The organism is Prochlorococcus sp. MIT 1318, assembly GCF_047304505.1.
Taxonomy (GTDB): domain Bacteria; phylum Cyanobacteriota; class Cyanobacteriia; order PCC-6307; family Cyanobiaceae; genus Prochlorococcus; species Prochlorococcus marinus_D.
This window is the reverse complement of the sequence record NZ_CP138958.1, coordinates 1,877,496-1,891,769: the sequence shown is the minus strand read 5'-3', so window position 1 is coordinate 1,891,769 and position 14,274 is coordinate 1,877,496. Positions and strand designations below refer to the sequence as shown.

Below are 14,274 nucleotides of genomic sequence, written 5' to 3'. Positions count from 1 at the left end.
TCAACCATAAAAAGATATAAGCTGCTGATTACATAATAATTCAGCGTCTGTCTGGAGGATTTAATCAGCATCATGATGAGCATGACTGATCTTAGACCTGCAAAGTGAGAGAATCAAGCAGCCAATTGCAAATGAGCGAGTGCTTCGAGTGAAATTCACAGGGAAAATAAGGTATAGAGTCAGTAGGAGTTTTTTCTTCAATCTCGAGGCTCTGAAAGTAACATCTATTGGAAGATCATGAAGGCCAAATGATCTAAGTAAGCAATATCGAATAGAAAGATTATAGTTAATCAATCGATAAGATTCACAGCAGAAATCATTTTTTATCTTGCATCTATGATCGACAAGTTGCACTCGAATAAAAGCTTCTATAGAGATGCTGGTTTATATATAAAAATCGACCTCACCAAGTAGGTGAAAATCAATGTATAGTCAATGAACAATAGAGTTGATAGTGATAAAGTCTAAAACCGTAATCATAAATAATCGCAGAATATAATTGCTTAGCCGACCCATTACCAAGCCTTGAAGCTAACTGGCTGATATTTAGCAAACTCTAGGGTCCAGCCTCTGTCGGCTATTTTTTTTAAATCCAGAAGGAAGCTCGAGAAGTCTCCGTTTTGGATCCAGGCTGCCTTGATTGCGGGTAGATCCTCCGGTAAACGCTCCATTGGCAGTTCTACAAGTAGGAAGCTGTTTGTTCCAACAGCTCGGTTCAAGGGGCCGTCATCTGTACGTTGCCATATGCGCAGCAATAATTCCAACGCAAGGGCCTTGCCATCATCTGATGGCATGTCATGACGCGCCTGTTGACCACCAACGTCCGCATTGCTCGGTGGGAGAGACTGTGATTTACCTGAAAGTGGTAGTGCACGCTTACCATTTTGCTCAAGCAAGGCCAAGGCGATTAGATAGGGAGCATCTGCCATAAGGCATCATCGGATCCTCCATCATGACGGGTTAACAGGCCTGCAATGGCAAGAAAAGCAAAAAGGCTGTATTGAAATCACTCTAAGGAGACATTGCCAAATCCAGAGAGTGCATCAATTCCTTCATCCAGATTGAATAATGAGGGAATGCTGCCATGATTTGAATTAATCATGAGTACGAGGATGGACAACCCAGAACGCCCTGTATGGATGAACTGGGCATTCCTAGGTATATTTCTTTGGACCAGCTGGCAGTTAGCCGGATTTTGGATGGAACGCCTCAACGGATAAGCCATCAGCTGAGTTAAAGCACAAAGGTATAAAGATTGCTGCCTATAGAGCAAAGCTCAAAAGAATCCTTTAACAATAATCCCCACAACCAATGACAATCCTGATTTCGTTAACCATGAGACATGAATCGAATAATGTCAATACTAGCTTTATTGAAGCTAAATCATTAGAAATTAAATAAACCAAGCGATAGTGAATAAACGCTGTCAGCAGAGGTTGATAATATAAACAAGATGATTATTAATTTAAGAATAAATAGAAAGTCTTACTAACACATTCTGCCGAAGAAGTAAAATCATGGTGAAGGCATATAGAATATTGTTTTGAAGGAACATAAATCACTCATTTGATTCAAATCCTGCAGCTCTTTAAAGGCTAATCTAGCAAGAGCCTCATTCAATTAACAAGCCTCACTAATGATTCAGTTTGTTAAAGAGACAAGATTGAACAAATCATTGCCTGGTCTAACCCTAAATTTCATAAAAACCACATTTCCTTCATTGATAAAATGCCTGCAACAGAGCTTGCTTGCAAAGGAAAATCTTAGAGACGTCTAGAACAATCAATAATTTGTATAAATAAGCACGGCATTGAGTTAATAATGGACGACATTAATAAGCCTTGCTGCATTAAGACTGGTTTGCTTTTATTGAATCCATGGCTGTCGGCATCTACTTTGCAACAACAACAGGTAAAACTGAGGATATTGCTGATCGGCTTCATCCTCTCCTCAATGGCACTAATACACCTCAGGATTTAGCTGATCTACAGGACTTAAGCCCGCTAAACGATTTAGATGCGATTATCTGCGGTATTCCAACATGGAACACAGGTGCAGATAGTGAACGATCTGGTACAGCGTGGGATTCAATGCTCGAAGGCATCTCCAAGCTAAGCCTTAGTGGTAAACAAGTCGCAATCTATGGGCTCGGAGACTCATCGACTTATACCGAAAACTTCTGTGATGCTATTGAAGAGCTGCATCAATGCTTCAAAAATGCAGGAGCGACAATGGTGGGATATGTCTCAAAAGATGGTTATACATTCGAAGATTCAAAGAGTTTAATAGGGGACAAGTTCTGTGGTCTACCCCTCGATGAAGACAGCGAATCGGACATGACGGATGATCGACTGATGTCATGGGCAATTCAGCTCAAGCAAGAGATACCTGCGTTAAATTAATGATACTTACAAGATATCTCTATTAAACAAGAGATCACAATTGCAAACAACTCATCCACTCTTTTTTTTTACATCTCATCGATCGATTAATAGCCTGGTAATAATCGATGAAGAAATAACATATTTCATCACCACAGTAAAGATAAAATTATCAAATATATCTGATTCATGCTTTGCTCTGAGATTATTAGATTGTTCGCGAGCTTAATCAGGCCTGCTAGTTCCTTAAAGCGATAAGCAGGATAATCTATTAAACATTAAATTCGCTAGGTTCTATTACCGTGAAATGTGTAATGCCTATATGGATTAAACAAATAGTTGATCAAGTAAAAATTGCAAACGCCTTTTGCAATCTTCAATTACATATGATAGAGTGTAAAAAAGCTCTGGATTATCTTCAAACACAACTTTGAAATTTCAAGCTGTTGATGCAAGTCAAAGCTTGCTATCTAGAAGCTGAATGTCGTTCTCAATACACCACCAAACTGGTTGAGTGTTTCATCAGTATCCATAAGCCCTGAGGCAGGGCGGCTCAGATAGAGGGGGCCTGGGGTAACAACAATGTTGTCAGTCGCCTGGAACTTATACCAAAGCTCTGAAACATAGTTTCCATCATGAGGTGTGCCACCACCTTTAAGCCTTGTTGCGAATGGTGCCTGGCCGATCGCGAAACCACCAGCGTTACCTTCAACAAACAGATCATTCCATTCGAGACCAACCATCCAGGACTGCGACTGAGAAACTTCTCCCTTGTAAACATCATGGTCATCCTCAAAGCTGGTTGAATTGATGCCCCAGCCAAGGCTAACTGAAGGGATCCAACCATTCTCTTGAGGCATCCAGTATGCAGACAATGCGAAGGCATTTGTATAGCTATCGGTTTCAGAAGTGAATCCGTAGCTATCAGCTACATCCATACTAGAGTAAAGGACAAGATCATTATTTTGAAGATAGCTCTAGGTCGCAGCGACACCCCACTGCTCATCGATATATCCGATTTGAGCAGTTCCTGTTCCAGCTGAACAATTATTAGCTATGCCACCACAAAGATCATCATTGGAATTGGGATCACCGTTACGTCCATTGGCAGCAACATAATTGACACTGATTGCCCAACCATTGTTCTCCCACCAAATACCAGCGCCCTGACCCAGGTTTTTGTTGAAAGCACCAGCTGATGCACCAGGTAATGTGACGACATCCAAAACCGTTGAAGATCCATCACTTGCATAGGCCGTTGGCCAAATTGCAAGCATGTCTTCCTGGCCAACGATTGCGCCAAGAGTTGCGGTGAAGTTCTCACCAATCGGGAATTGGTAAAAAATCTTGTCGATATAAACGAGATCGGCACCAGTTTCTGACTCAGACGCAACTTCCAAGGTCGAGAGGTTTGTGGGTCCATCTCCTCCGAATACAGTCTTTCCGAAGTTACCTGCACGCAAAGTAGTAGACAGTGAGTCCTTACCTGTAAAGCTCGTGTTCAACACAAGCTCAAGGTCATAGTTGAAGCTGGTTGCACCCCACTCTTTGTTATAGATATCTCTTACGTCGGCAAGTGAGCCAGCAAAGCTATTTGCACCGATAACAAAGGAAGCCTGACCAACAAGCTTGGTGGTGGTGGAGAACTGAGTGGCTTCGAGTTCACCAACGCGGGCTTCTAGGCCATCAACACGGCCCTTGAGGATGGCGAGCTCCTGCTCGAATTCCTGCATCAAGCGACGTAGTTCGTCGGTGACTTCAGTGATGCGATCGAGGCAGGCATTCAATAGAGCAGCCGCTTCAAAGCGGGTCATTGCTCTGTTGCCCAGGTAGCTACCGCTTGGATAGCCAGCTACACAGCCGTAGCGCTCAATCAGGTTGCTTAGAGCCTGATAAGCCCAGTCGGTTGGGTAAACATCTTGGAATTGGGAGATGCTGGTGACCTGCTCGCTGGAGGCCGAATAATCGGACACACCTTTGATGTCTAGGTCTGCGGCATTAGCAGCCATAGGGGCCATCAGGCCCAAGGCAGCAGGTGCCACCAGCAATTGCTGGAAGAGTTTCATTTGGTTCCTCACACAGATAGGGGAGAAAGGCGGATGATAATGATCTGTTATTAGCATTAGCCTTTGAAAGACTATTAGTGCCTATACCGACAGAAATTGCGATAGTATCAAGATCAAGCATCGAATTCTGCATATAAAACTTGACATGCAATTGAAGGCGCTCTAATCAATGAATCTCTACGAAAGACCTGGCTTAATTATTGGTTAGACTTGAAAGCTAGCCTTGTAAAAATAAAACTGTCGACACATAGGCAACACCATTAAATTCGGCAAGATAGTATTGAGACTGAGGAGTACTGACTACTATGATAGAAACATTATTAATGGGAGGAGTCCAATAAGATCAATCATAAGGATAGGCATTGGGTACAAAAAACTGCTCATTAATTGGTGGGCGCTCATATTCACCCTGTTCAGGCCTAGCTGGAAGTTTGATGGCCGGCGGTGTCATGTCTTCCCAGGGGACCTTGCTGAGCAAATGCCGAATGCAATTTAGACGAGCTCTACGTTTATCATCAGCCTCTACGGTGAACCATGGAGCTTCAGGAATATTGGTGTGAGTAAACATCACATCCTTTGCTTTGGAAAATTCAACCCAACGATTACGAGCCTCAAGATCCATCTCGCTAAGCTTCCAACGACGCGTAAAATCGTTAATCCTTGACTGGAATCTGGCCTCCTGTTGTACGTCACTAACTGAAAACCAATACTTGAGTAAAAGAATGCCACTTTGTACGAGCATCCTTTCAAATTGAGGACAAGCTTGATAGAAGCGGTCTAGCTCATCTTGTGTACAAAAACCCATGACCCGTTCCACTCCAGCGCGGTTATACCAACTGCGATCAAACACGACAATTTCTCCAGCGCTAGGGAAATGATCAACGTATCGCTGGAAATACCACTGGGTCTTTTGTTGATCTGATGGAGTTCCCAAGGCCACAACACGGCAACCTCGGGGATTCAAAGGTTCTGTCAATCTTTTGATCGTGCCCCCTTTCCCAGCTGCATCACGGCCTTCAAACAGCACAATCATGCGAAAACCAGTGGCTTTTATCCAGTACTGCATCCTCACCAAATCAGACTGAAACTTCTTCAATTCAGACTCATATAGCTTCTTGTTGAGACGTTGAACACTTGAATGAAGACCATCTAAAAGTGCTGATGGATGTTGGATATCTTGATCAGTAGCATCCAGACTTTCCATATCCAGTTCACTGATTCTCTCTGATGACACAGAAGCCTTCTTCTGTTTCTTGTTCTTGTCTTTGCCCATTTCATCTTTCTAGCAAAGCAAACTTGTATTGCCTGCTAAAGTGACAAAAATAAAACATCAATCAAGTTTTCTCAATCCTTGAGCAATCTGACATAAACAATTGAAAATATCAACGGCGTTTTACGCCAATGACTAGTCAGGAGGATTAAAAGGCAATTGAAGCCTTACGGCAAATCGACCAGGTTGATCTTCAGTGGTTCCATCAGAAGCAACAAAACTAAGTTGGCCTGCATGTCGACTAACAACATGAGCAACGATCGCCAACCCGAGGCCGCTATGCCCCTGTTCCCGACGTGATTCATCCAAGCGTTGAAAAGGTTGTAAGGCTCGCTCCCACTGATCCATTGGCATGCCTTTCCCCTGGTCCCAAACTTCGATGTGATAGCTGTGTTCAAAGCCACGCAGCGACACAGTCACGGGGGCTAAACCGTAGGTAAATGCATTGTCGATGAGATTGACAACTGCTCGTCCCAAGGCAACAGGCCTCACCTTGGCCATAAGAGGTTGAAGATCAAGCCTCAGAAAGTCGGCAGAATGAGCAGCGCAGACCTCTGCCATCCACGCCTCTAGAGGCAACTCCACCAAGGCTTCGCTATCACCACCACCGGCAAAAAGAAGAAACTGGCCGGTAATTCGCTCAAGAGACTCTAAATCCCTTGAACATTGCTCACGATCCTTAGCACTGAGGGATGGCAAAGACAGCCGAAAACTGAGTCGAGTTATGGGGGCTCTGAGATCATGGGCGATGCCTGCAAGCATCGTTGCCCTTTCACGGCGGTTGGCCGATAAGCGTAAAAGCATTGCATTGAAACGTTGTGTGAGGCGTTGAACTTCAGGAGCTCCAACTGCTGCTACAGCCTCAGGATCAATACCATCGCCAACACGAGCGAGAGCCCTTTCCAGCCCCCTCAACGGTCGATCAACCTGAAAGAGAAGAAAAAGACCACCACAAATCACCACGGCACCAACCAAAGCCAGCCCAAACATGATTGGCTCCGGTGGCCAACCAAACGCGGAACGCAGTCCAACTCGGAGCCAAACGGGCTCTAAAGGGGAGATAAGTTCAATCCAAGCTCCACGTTGCGCAGCTTCAGCCGAGAAAGGAACCAAAATTGGACAATGGGAGAGTCGTTGGCATAGCTGCCTCTGAAGCGCATCTGTTTGCCGCTGAAGAGAATGATCAAATCGGGGCGGCTCTGGTGGTCGATCGATCACTGCTAGATCCAGCCCTGTTAGCTCAGAAACCAAAGCAGGGGGATACCGCTCAAGAGCTAACTCAGTAAGACGAACGTTGAGTGATAGATCACGACCAAGTTGAACGGTCTGAAGCATCTCTAACTGTCGGCCAAAGAGCACCTGCAAAACCAATAAACAAAGCGCCCAACTGCCAAGAACAACGCCACTCCAGCCCAAAGAAGTGAACACGATCGCCGACCTGCGTTGTGTCCGCGTCATCAGCGAGACCTGGGCTCACCATCAGGGACAAAAACATATCCATAGCCCCATACCGTCTGGATATAGCGAGGTCGACTGGAATCGGGTTCGACCAACCTTCTCACCCTCGAAACCTGAACATCCATGCTTCGACTATCTGTATCACAAGCTGGCCCACGTGCGAGTTCAATCAATCTTTCCCTAGAAAGAGGGCGATGAGGATGTTGTACAAAGGCGGACAACAAGCTGAATTCTCCACTCGTAATCACAACTGGAGAACCATTTTGGGTCAGGGTACGAGCAGAAAGATTCAACACATTCCCACCAAAAACCACATCGCCACCCTCGGCTAAAGGGGTGCCAGCGGGAAGCGCACAGCGCCGTCTCAAAACGGCTTCAATACGAGCAGAAAGCTCTCGTGGAAGGAATGGCTTGCCAAGGTAATCGTCTGCACCTTGCTCGAGACCGATGATCCGATCAACGGCCTCCCCCCTCGCGGTAAGCATCACAACAGGCAAATCATCCCCTGCATCACGCAAACGACGCAGAGCGGAAAGGCCATCATCACCCGGCAGCATCAAGTCAAGGACAACAAGATCAGGTCGTTGAAATTCCAACCGTGCTTCCAGTTGCTTGACATCGCTGAGACAGCGAACGTCATAACCCTGGTCAATCAGATAGGTACCCACCATCTGACGCAGTTCTGGGTCATCGTCCACAACCCAGATCATCGAGGAGCGTTCCATCACTATTGCGTGCTCTAGAAGCCACTGTTCCTCGATGGTATAGACAATCTCTATCGCTTTTTTTAAAGGGGTTGGAGCATGTCACAGCTCAAAGAGCTTTGGTAATAGTTCAGTCATCGACATTGCTGGACACGATCCATAGGCTGATTGCATGACAAATCAGCCAAGGCCCCCTCTTTGCTGGCCGAAATCATTGCAGTCAAAGGTTTTCAGGTTCATCACTGCAGGACTGATCAGCGCTGGAGCTCTGCTGAACCAAACCGCTGCCGAAGCACTACCAGATGGCATTGAGTATTACGGCCAGCGCATGGAAGCCATGTTCTTACGATTGGACCTCAACGGCGATGGTCGGCTGGATGCAAGCGAGGTTGGAGAAAAGACTTACCTGATAAGAAGGCTGAATAGAAACAATTCACGAGGTTATTTAGTTTTAGAGGACTTGCGACCTCCCGGCACTCATCCAAACGGTAAACGTCTCCAACGACGTTTCAAGCAAGCCGATATCGACGGCAATGGGAAACTCAATCGCGATGAAGCTCAGTCAATCCGCTGGCTGGCCAACAACTTCAACAAACTCGATTTAAACAACGATAGAGATATAACGATGGAGGAACTTTGGATGCTGCAAAGATCCCTGGCGCCGCATCCTTATCCTCGCAAGCACTAACGACGGTTATGGCGACGGATTGGCCTTCTGGAAACCTTCTTCGGCCTACTCCATAGTTGTGTAAAAAACCTCAACATCCGCCAGCTGCCACCAAGGAGAAGGGTTAGTCCAAGCATCACGAGTCCAGCCAACAAAATCACCGAACCAAGACCCAAAAGGGCCTCAATCAGATGAGTGATACCGCGAATCAGATCAGCGATTGCTTCGCTGACAATCACCACCCCATCGAGTCTTTGAGGAATCCAGTTCAAAAAAGCTAATAAACCGATGCCGCCAACCAACATCAGCATCGATTCAACACATTGACGCCAAAGAGGAAGCACCTTTCTTGGTCGAGATCTGCGGAAAACCTGACGTTGACGATCTGAGTTATTGAATTTTCGAAGAGGACTGCTCATGGGATAAGTCAGTAGGGGGTCCGCTTCAACAGGACACGATTAATTCGATCTTCAAGCCTGCATACCTGCAAATGGGAGGTATAAAAGTGTTTTCAATAGACCGTAATTCTGGCCTGCAAGATCTGTTCGTCAACGATCAGAACGTGATTGCAACTCTGGCGCATTAGAAGTGGCAGGGGACAGCGTTCCATCTGGATTGCGTGGAACAGGCAGCAACAGACCAAGACCTGCAATCAAAACCAATGCTGCGCCACCAATCAATGGAGCTCCTAAGCGTTGGCCAAGAGGGACTCGCTCGGCCAATTCCTGACGAGGCAATGGGTAATCAATTGGCAACTCCCAGTGAACCTGCACTCGTGAGTCAAGACGAAGTTCATCCAGACAACGCACGAGATCAGCAAGCTCTGCATCATCAAGGTTAAGAGTGAGAGGAGGGACATTCGGCTGACTACTACGCAAAAGCAGTTGATGTCTGTCCCCAACAGGAGAGATAACAACCACACTGGTTTCGTCACCAAAAGCTCGACTGACACCAGAAATGCGGTGGCGTGAATAGGGGAGCACAGCAGCCATCAAGGCCTGCAAATGTTCACGCTTGCCTTCTAGCTCTGGTGAACCAACCAACTGCAGCCGCCATCCCGACAGGATGCCTAGAACACCATCCCCGTGACCTGCGGAGGAATCTGGCAGGCCCTCCACCTGAAGGCGGACTGCCGTTTGGTCATAACGGAAAGAGAGGTTCAGCATCAGGGGGTCGGATCAAGCAGGCTGGCGCGCAGGCGATCGACTCCTCCATTACCAGCAGCAAGAGCAAGCGTAAGCACCAGCTCACGCTGAATAGGCTGAGATTGCTCTGGCCTCAACAGACGCTGAACAGCTCCTCGCCGAGGATTCATCCTCTCCTCGATCAGATCGCGCAGTCGCTGATCAAGCAAAGTCCAGCGCTGCAAATTGAGTTCTTCTGGTTCACGTGAAGAAAGCAGCTGATGAAGAAGGGGATAAAGACGGCTTGCCATAAAACAAAGCAGGCGAAGCAAAGCCTCAGTATCAATAGAACTGAGGTCACCTCGACGGGTAGCGCGTCTCAGTGGATTGTGACAACGTCGCTTCCAAAGCTCAACCCGGTTGGGGAACTGTTTCTGCAAACCCAACTGATTGGTTGCCCAGAGCATCGCCTCACCACCATTGAGATCAAGTGATTCGACCACAAGCAAGAGAAGGTCTAGACGCTCAAGTCCTCTCCTGCCAAGAACGGTGTTGTTCTGCAAGCCGCTCTGCTTTTGCTCAAAGGGTTTCTGTGGCTGAACAGTTGATGAAGGATCTGAAGTGGTTGTTGCATTGATCATGGCTGCGATGATGCCAGGCCTAAGGCCCCTGCGTCACCACTCTTTGGATCTTCGCCACCTCATTCAAGACGTACCAGACTTTCCAAAACCTGGAATTCTCTTTCGGGACATCAGTCCCCTGCTGCGTGATCCCGATGGCTGGGATGAAGTGATGCGACAACTAGGAGATCTCTGCACAGAACTCAAACCCGATTTAATTGTCGGAATCGAATCACGTGGATTCATTGTGGGAACAGCTTTAGCAACGAATCGGAAAATCGGCTTTGTTCCGGTTAGGAAGCCTGGCAAATTGCCTGGTGATGTTCTTGGCATCGACTATTCCCTGGAGTACGGCAGCGATCGGCTCGAGATCCATGCGGATGCTCTGCAAGGTCATCCCCGTGTCTTATTGGTGGACGACCTTCTGGCGACTGGAGGAACTGCAAGAGCCACAGTCGAGTTAATCGAGAAAGCTGGTGGCGATCTGGTGGGATGTGGTTTTGTGATCGAATTAGCCGCTCTGGGCGGGCGGCAGCAACTTCCAGTTGAGATACCAGTGAAGTCACTGATTATCTACTCCTGATCATTTTCCCAATCGAGAACCTGCTGATACTGAGCCAAGCTGAGTAAACCGAAACTCCAAAGCACGACCGGCAGAGGTGCTTGCTCAAGTTCTGCCTGACGCAAGCCCAAGTTCAGAGCGTTCTCGCTAAGGCCGAGTTTCTGTTGCAAAAACTGCAGTAACTGGGGTGAGAATGAGGGCTGCGGATGGCTACTGATCACCATTTAACCAACTGCAGTAGACGATCATTCTGGCAACAATCTGATGACTGTGATGGGTCCATCTGTCATGGCCTTCAAAAGCAACTGACGCAACAACGAGAGGCGAGCCAGAAGAAACATCAGCGGCAGTCGAACCATCAGCAACAGGATGTTTCGACTGGAGAAAAAGCGCACGATCAGATCAGTAAATAAACCAACCAACACGAGATCAAAAATGCGCTTGCGGGCATAGACCTGAGGCAACTTCTCAACAGGCAACTTGCCCTCATCTACATTCTTCACAAGCTTCATCAACGTGCTTACGTCACGCCAACAAAGATTCAACCCTTGTCCTCCGACAGGGTGACAGCGATGCCCCGATTCACCCACAAGGACGCCACGACCTCGCTGCAAACGAAAGGCAAAGGCGAGTTGGAGAGGGAATGCCGCAGGACGATCCAAGAGCACATCTGGCTGAAGGCCATCAGGTAACACCGCAGCAAGATGATCAAGAAAGCACGAAGGAGACAGACCAGCACGTTCTTGGCATCGTCTCAAAGGACCACTCCAAACCATCTGGAAGACCTCACCTCCCATTGGCAAGACAGCTAGAGGACCTTCAGCACGAAAAAGCTCATATGCCATCAAAGGATCAGCACCCCGAAGCAGCACCTTGGCGGTTAAACACCCATTTTGATAAGGATGGTTCCAAGTGTTGATACCCCATGCCTGCCGGGTAAGAGATCTCGGACCATCAGCCGCAACAACCAAATCGTGCCCATCGAGATGATGATCATCAAACCTCCCCAAATTCAAAAGCACCTTTGGAGATGTCTGAAGACGATCAATCAGCAATTCCATTAATGGTCGATGGTCAAGAATCCAGCCGACGGCACCGTGAAGCTGATTTTGGCTTGAAAGATCATCAACCTCAAAATAGGTATGACGATTCAGCTCCTGATCATCTAGCCGCAATCTTGTAAATGGAGCGAGATGAGGAATCAGTGAGGCCCATAGATCAAGTGATTGAAGCAATCGCCTTGATGAATGCGTAAGGGCATAGGCTCTACTTCGTGCTGGCAACTCTTCAACTGTTAAGGGGTCACAGAGGGTGACGCTGTTACCTAGCCGAGCAAGAGCAAGCGCCAAAAGGGTCCCAGTGGGACCAGCGCCAAGGATCTTCACTCGTATGTCAACTGGCAAAGACCCTTTTGCTGCAGAGTGGAACCGGTTCAAGTGGTCAACCAGAAAATGAGAAACAGATCACTAGTGATTTTGCTGCAAGATCGCCAATAGCTGTGAATTGATCAATCATGTTCTAAAGATCCTCAAAGCAGTTTCCCAACCATCTCTGCAAAAAGTGAAGGGCAATGCAATATCCCTGAGCATGGCGAAGCATCCACAGAGATTTTAACTGGCTGGCACCCCCCGGTATTTCAGTAGCAAATCCTAAAAGTGTTCAATCTTAAAAGTATTGATTGATCAACCATCCTCTTGTTGAGAACCTCACAGAGGAATCTACTAATTGTATAAGTCAAACGAACAATGCCATTTGCACTCATAAGACTCTTCAATCTAGTGGCAAGAAAAATCTCTTAGCGCGATTCAGCTGGTCTGGCGAGCAAAACGCAACTGGCACAGCTCCTCAAATGCAGGCCTTAGCAAAAAGGGATACTCCCCGACCCACAACCGCTGCCCTGGCAACCATGCATCAGTCAGTGCAGCGATACGGCTGAAATCCTTGCGATCGCTCAGCACAAGGCAACGAATGAGAGATCCAGCTCGGATGAACTGATGCTTCTTGGACATCGGAAAGCTCAATTGACCCAAATATCCATCTTCATCCTCTAACTCAAGAACAATCCAAGTACGTCTGTTCTCAACAAGCTCCAATTCTCCAAGCTTGTTCGCTTGCTCATGACGTTCCAGCACTCGTTCACGTGTGAACACATTGGCCACCTCACCTTCGAAGATGGCCGCCGCCGGATAACGACGAAGTACTGCATTTCGCTGACCCGCTTCAACGATTGGGCCCCAAAGCACATAGAGCAGAAGAGCCACTCCAACAACAAGCCAGACAGCACCCCATCGGCTCGCCAGCTGGCTCTGACTAATCAATAGTGTGATCACACCTCCAATGGCGGCGATCATGACCCTCTGCAGAATCTTGCGAGGGTTGCCAAGGGCCGCTGCGAATTGATTACTGGTGGCCACTGCAGGGATAAGCCTCTGAAGCTCTCCTTGACGCAAAGGGACCAACATCGACACGCAAATGAATTTCAGATGAGGCGTTCAAGGCCATAAACCAGACCTTGTAGCTGTCGCACCTTACGAACGGTTAGCAACACACCTGGCATGTAGGCCGAACGGTCAATGGTGTCGTGCCGGAGTGTATAGCTCTCTCCAGGAGCTCCGAACATCACTTCCTGATGGGCAACCAATCCAGGCAGACGAAGCGAATGGAGTCTTAAGCCACTAGCTCGTAAGCCACCACGGGAACCAGTCAGCGATTCATGCTCATCAACTTCAGGCGAATTAAAACTTTTACCGAGCTCCTCCATCATCTCTGCAGTTTTTATACATGTGCCACTCGGGGCATCAGCCTTACGGTTGTGATGCAACTCAGTCAGTTCTGCATTGTCATAAAAGCTTGCAGCCGCTGCTGCTGCCTGTTGCAGTAAGACCATGCCAACAGAGAAATTTGGGATCACAGCGCCTCCCATCGATGCTTTGGCTGCAAATTCACTGAGATCAACCAACTGCTGATGTGAGAGTCCTGTGGTGCCTATGACCGGATAAACCCCATAGGCAAACGCCGCCCTGGTGTGCTCATAAACCACTGAAGGATGTGTGAAATCAACAAGCACAGCGCCTTGTCCAGGGCCAGTCCGATGAAAAGACTGGCTGACAGAACAAAGACAAGCCTCAATGTCGGACGTCAAAGCAACATCAAGAACACCAATTCCAAGCTCCTCGCCTATCTCCACACCTTCCTTGCCTGGCGTTGTGTCCACTGCACCAACCAACTCACAATCAGAAGCGAGATGAACAGCTTTGATGACCTCAGCCCCCATGCGGCCTAGTGCGCCAGCAACCACAACAGGAATCAACTCTGGAGGGACTGAGGTCATGGGAGGGCGATCACTGAATAAAGCCTATGGGTCGACTCATTAACACACAGGCAGCGAACTTCACTCTGAGCCCCAGACAACCTAGGCTTCA

14 protein-coding genes and 1 pseudogene are annotated in these 14,274 nt (G+C 47.6%); 3 read left to right on the top strand and 12 right to left on the bottom strand.

The genetic code is table 11. The annotated features are described in order from the left end of the window. Nucleotides 1-515 precede the first annotated feature (515 nt). Nucleotides 516-929: a hypothetical protein gene (locus SIB66_RS09620; RefSeq protein ID WP_063406974.1), complete on the bottom strand. Its 414-nt coding sequence runs from the start codon at nt 927-929 to the stop codon at nt 516-518. 948 nt (nt 930-1,877) lie between these two features. On the opposite strand from SIB66_RS09620, the gene fldA reads away from it, so the two are divergent. Beyond that, a complete protein-coding gene (fldA, locus tag SIB66_RS09615; protein ID WP_011130179.1) occupies nt 1,878-2,402 on the top strand; it encodes a flavodoxin FldA in 525 nt (174 codons plus the stop codon). Between the two features lie 449 nt (nt 2,403-2,851). On the opposite strand, the pseudogene SIB66_RS09610 reads toward fldA, so the two are convergent. The 4 genes and pseudogenes from SIB66_RS09610 to SIB66_RS09595 form a co-directional block, all read right to left on the bottom strand. Beyond that, a pseudogene (locus SIB66_RS09610) lies at nt 2,852-4,447 on the bottom strand (iron uptake porin). Nucleotides 4,448-4,790: 343 nt separating this feature from the next. After that, nucleotides 4,791-5,720, bottom strand: a complete 930-nt coding sequence (ppk2, locus tag SIB66_RS09605) for a polyphosphate kinase 2 (RefSeq protein ID WP_063406976.1) — start codon at nt 5,718-5,720, stop codon at nt 4,791-4,793. A gap of 132 nt (nt 5,721-5,852) precedes the next feature. Then, nucleotides 5,853-7,175, bottom strand: coding sequence for an ATP-binding protein (locus tag SIB66_RS09600; RefSeq protein WP_063406977.1), 1,323 nt, complete (start codon nt 7,173-7,175; stop codon nt 5,853-5,855). After that, nucleotides 7,175-7,900 carry a response regulator gene (locus SIB66_RS09595; RefSeq protein WP_011130183.1) on the bottom strand — a complete coding sequence of 242 codons (726 nt, stop codon included), beginning with the start codon at nt 7,898-7,900 and terminating at the stop codon, nt 7,175-7,177. Before SIB66_RS09595 ends, SIB66_RS09600 begins: the two co-directional genes overlap by 1 nt. A gap of 193 nt (nt 7,901-8,093) precedes the next feature. On the opposite strand from SIB66_RS09595, the gene SIB66_RS09590 reads away from it, so the two are divergent. Then, on the top strand, nt 8,094-8,567 hold the full coding sequence (locus SIB66_RS09590; protein ID WP_063407108.1) for an EF-hand domain-containing protein: 474 nt from the start codon (nt 8,094-8,096) through the stop codon (nt 8,565-8,567). On the opposite strand, the gene SIB66_RS09585 is transcribed toward SIB66_RS09590, so the two are convergent. The 3 genes from SIB66_RS09585 to SIB66_RS09575 all read right to left on the bottom strand — a co-directional run bounded on the left by SIB66_RS09585 (nt 8,564) and on the right by SIB66_RS09575 (nt 10,311). Further along, a complete protein-coding gene (locus SIB66_RS09585) occupies nt 8,564-8,965 on the bottom strand; it encodes a hypothetical protein (protein WP_063406978.1) in 402 nt (133 codons plus the stop codon). The genes SIB66_RS09590 and SIB66_RS09585 overlap by 4 nt on opposite strands. 129 nt (nt 8,966-9,094) lie before the next feature. After that, nucleotides 9,095-9,712 (bottom strand): DUF4335 domain-containing protein, encoded by a 618-nt coding sequence (locus SIB66_RS09580; RefSeq protein ID WP_063406979.1) that lies wholly within the window; start codon nt 9,710-9,712, stop codon nt 9,095-9,097. Next, a complete protein-coding gene (locus SIB66_RS09575; RefSeq protein WP_236070335.1) occupies nt 9,712-10,311 on the bottom strand; it encodes a DUF3038 domain-containing protein in 600 nt (199 codons plus the stop codon). Before SIB66_RS09575 ends, SIB66_RS09580 begins: the two co-directional genes overlap by 1 nt. A 43-nt stretch (nt 10,312-10,354) precedes the next feature. Here SIB66_RS09575 and SIB66_RS09570 point away from each other — a divergent pair, with 43 nt between their 5' ends. After that, on the top strand, nt 10,355-10,873 hold the full coding sequence (locus SIB66_RS09570; protein ID WP_011130188.1) for an adenine phosphoribosyltransferase: 519 nt from the start codon (nt 10,355-10,357) through the stop codon (nt 10,871-10,873). Here SIB66_RS09570 and SIB66_RS09565 read toward each other — a convergent pair. The 4 genes from SIB66_RS09565 to dapB all read right to left on the bottom strand — a co-directional run bounded on the left by SIB66_RS09565 (nt 10,864) and on the right by dapB (nt 14,183). Further along, nucleotides 10,864-11,076 carry a DUF2949 domain-containing protein gene (locus SIB66_RS09565; protein WP_011130189.1) on the bottom strand — a complete coding sequence of 71 codons (213 nt, stop codon included), beginning with the start codon at nt 11,074-11,076 and terminating at the stop codon, nt 10,864-10,866. The genes SIB66_RS09570 and SIB66_RS09565 overlap by 10 nt on opposite strands. Nucleotides 11,077-11,097: 21 nt before the next feature. Beyond that, on the bottom strand, nt 11,098-12,288 hold the full coding sequence (locus tag SIB66_RS09560) for an FAD-dependent monooxygenase (protein WP_081218001.1): 1,191 nt from the start codon (nt 12,286-12,288) through the stop codon (nt 11,098-11,100). Nucleotides 12,289-12,657: 369 nt separating this feature from the next. Beyond that, the gene (locus SIB66_RS09555; protein WP_063406981.1) at nt 12,658-13,314 is read right to left on the bottom strand and encodes a hypothetical protein; all 657 of its coding nucleotides are present in this window, start codon (nt 13,312-13,314) and stop codon (nt 12,658-12,660) included. Nucleotides 13,315-13,331: 17 nt separating this feature from the next. After that, a complete protein-coding gene (dapB, locus tag SIB66_RS09550; protein ID WP_063406982.1) occupies nt 13,332-14,183 on the bottom strand; it encodes a 4-hydroxy-tetrahydrodipicolinate reductase in 852 nt (283 codons plus the stop codon). Between the last annotated feature and the right edge of the window lie 91 nt (nt 14,184-14,274).

Excerpts from the sequence above, each read along its gene's own strand:
- SIB66_RS09580 (WP_063406979.1), bottom strand. The coding sequence starts at position 9,712 with ATGCTGAACCTCTCTTTCCGTTATGACCAAACGGCAGTCCGCCTTCAG.
- SIB66_RS09555 (WP_063406981.1), bottom strand. The coding sequence starts at position 13,314 with ATGTTGGTCCCTTTGCGTCAAGGAGAGCTTCAGAGGCTTATCCCTGCA.
- SIB66_RS09585 (WP_063406978.1), bottom strand. The coding sequence starts at position 8,965 with ATGAGCAGTCCTCTTCGAAAATTCAATAACTCAGATCGTCAACGTCAG.
- SIB66_RS09565 (WP_011130189.1), bottom strand. The coding sequence starts at position 11,076 with ATGGTGATCAGTAGCCATCCGCAGCCCTCATTCTCACCCCAGTTACTG.
- dapB (WP_063406982.1), bottom strand. The coding sequence starts at position 14,183 with ATGACCTCAGTCCCTCCAGAGTTGATTCCTGTTGTGGTTGCTGGCGCA.
- fldA (WP_011130179.1), top strand. The coding sequence starts at position 1,878 with ATGGCTGTCGGCATCTACTTTGCAACAACAACAGGTAAAACTGAGGAT.
- SIB66_RS09600 (WP_063406977.1), bottom strand. The coding sequence starts at position 7,175 with ATGACGCGGACACAACGCAGGTCGGCGATCGTGTTCACTTCTTTGGGC.
- SIB66_RS09595 (WP_011130183.1), bottom strand. The coding sequence starts at position 7,900 with ATGGAACGCTCCTCGATGATCTGGGTTGTGGACGATGACCCAGAACTG.
- ppk2 (WP_063406976.1), bottom strand. The coding sequence starts at position 5,720 with ATGGGCAAAGACAAGAACAAGAAACAGAAGAAGGCTTCTGTGTCATCA.
- SIB66_RS09620 (WP_063406974.1), bottom strand. The coding sequence starts at position 929 with ATGGCAGATGCTCCCTATCTAATCGCCTTGGCCTTGCTTGAGCAAAAT.
- SIB66_RS09575 (WP_236070335.1), bottom strand. The coding sequence starts at position 10,311 with ATGATCAATGCAACAACCACTTCAGATCCTTCATCAACTGTTCAGCCA.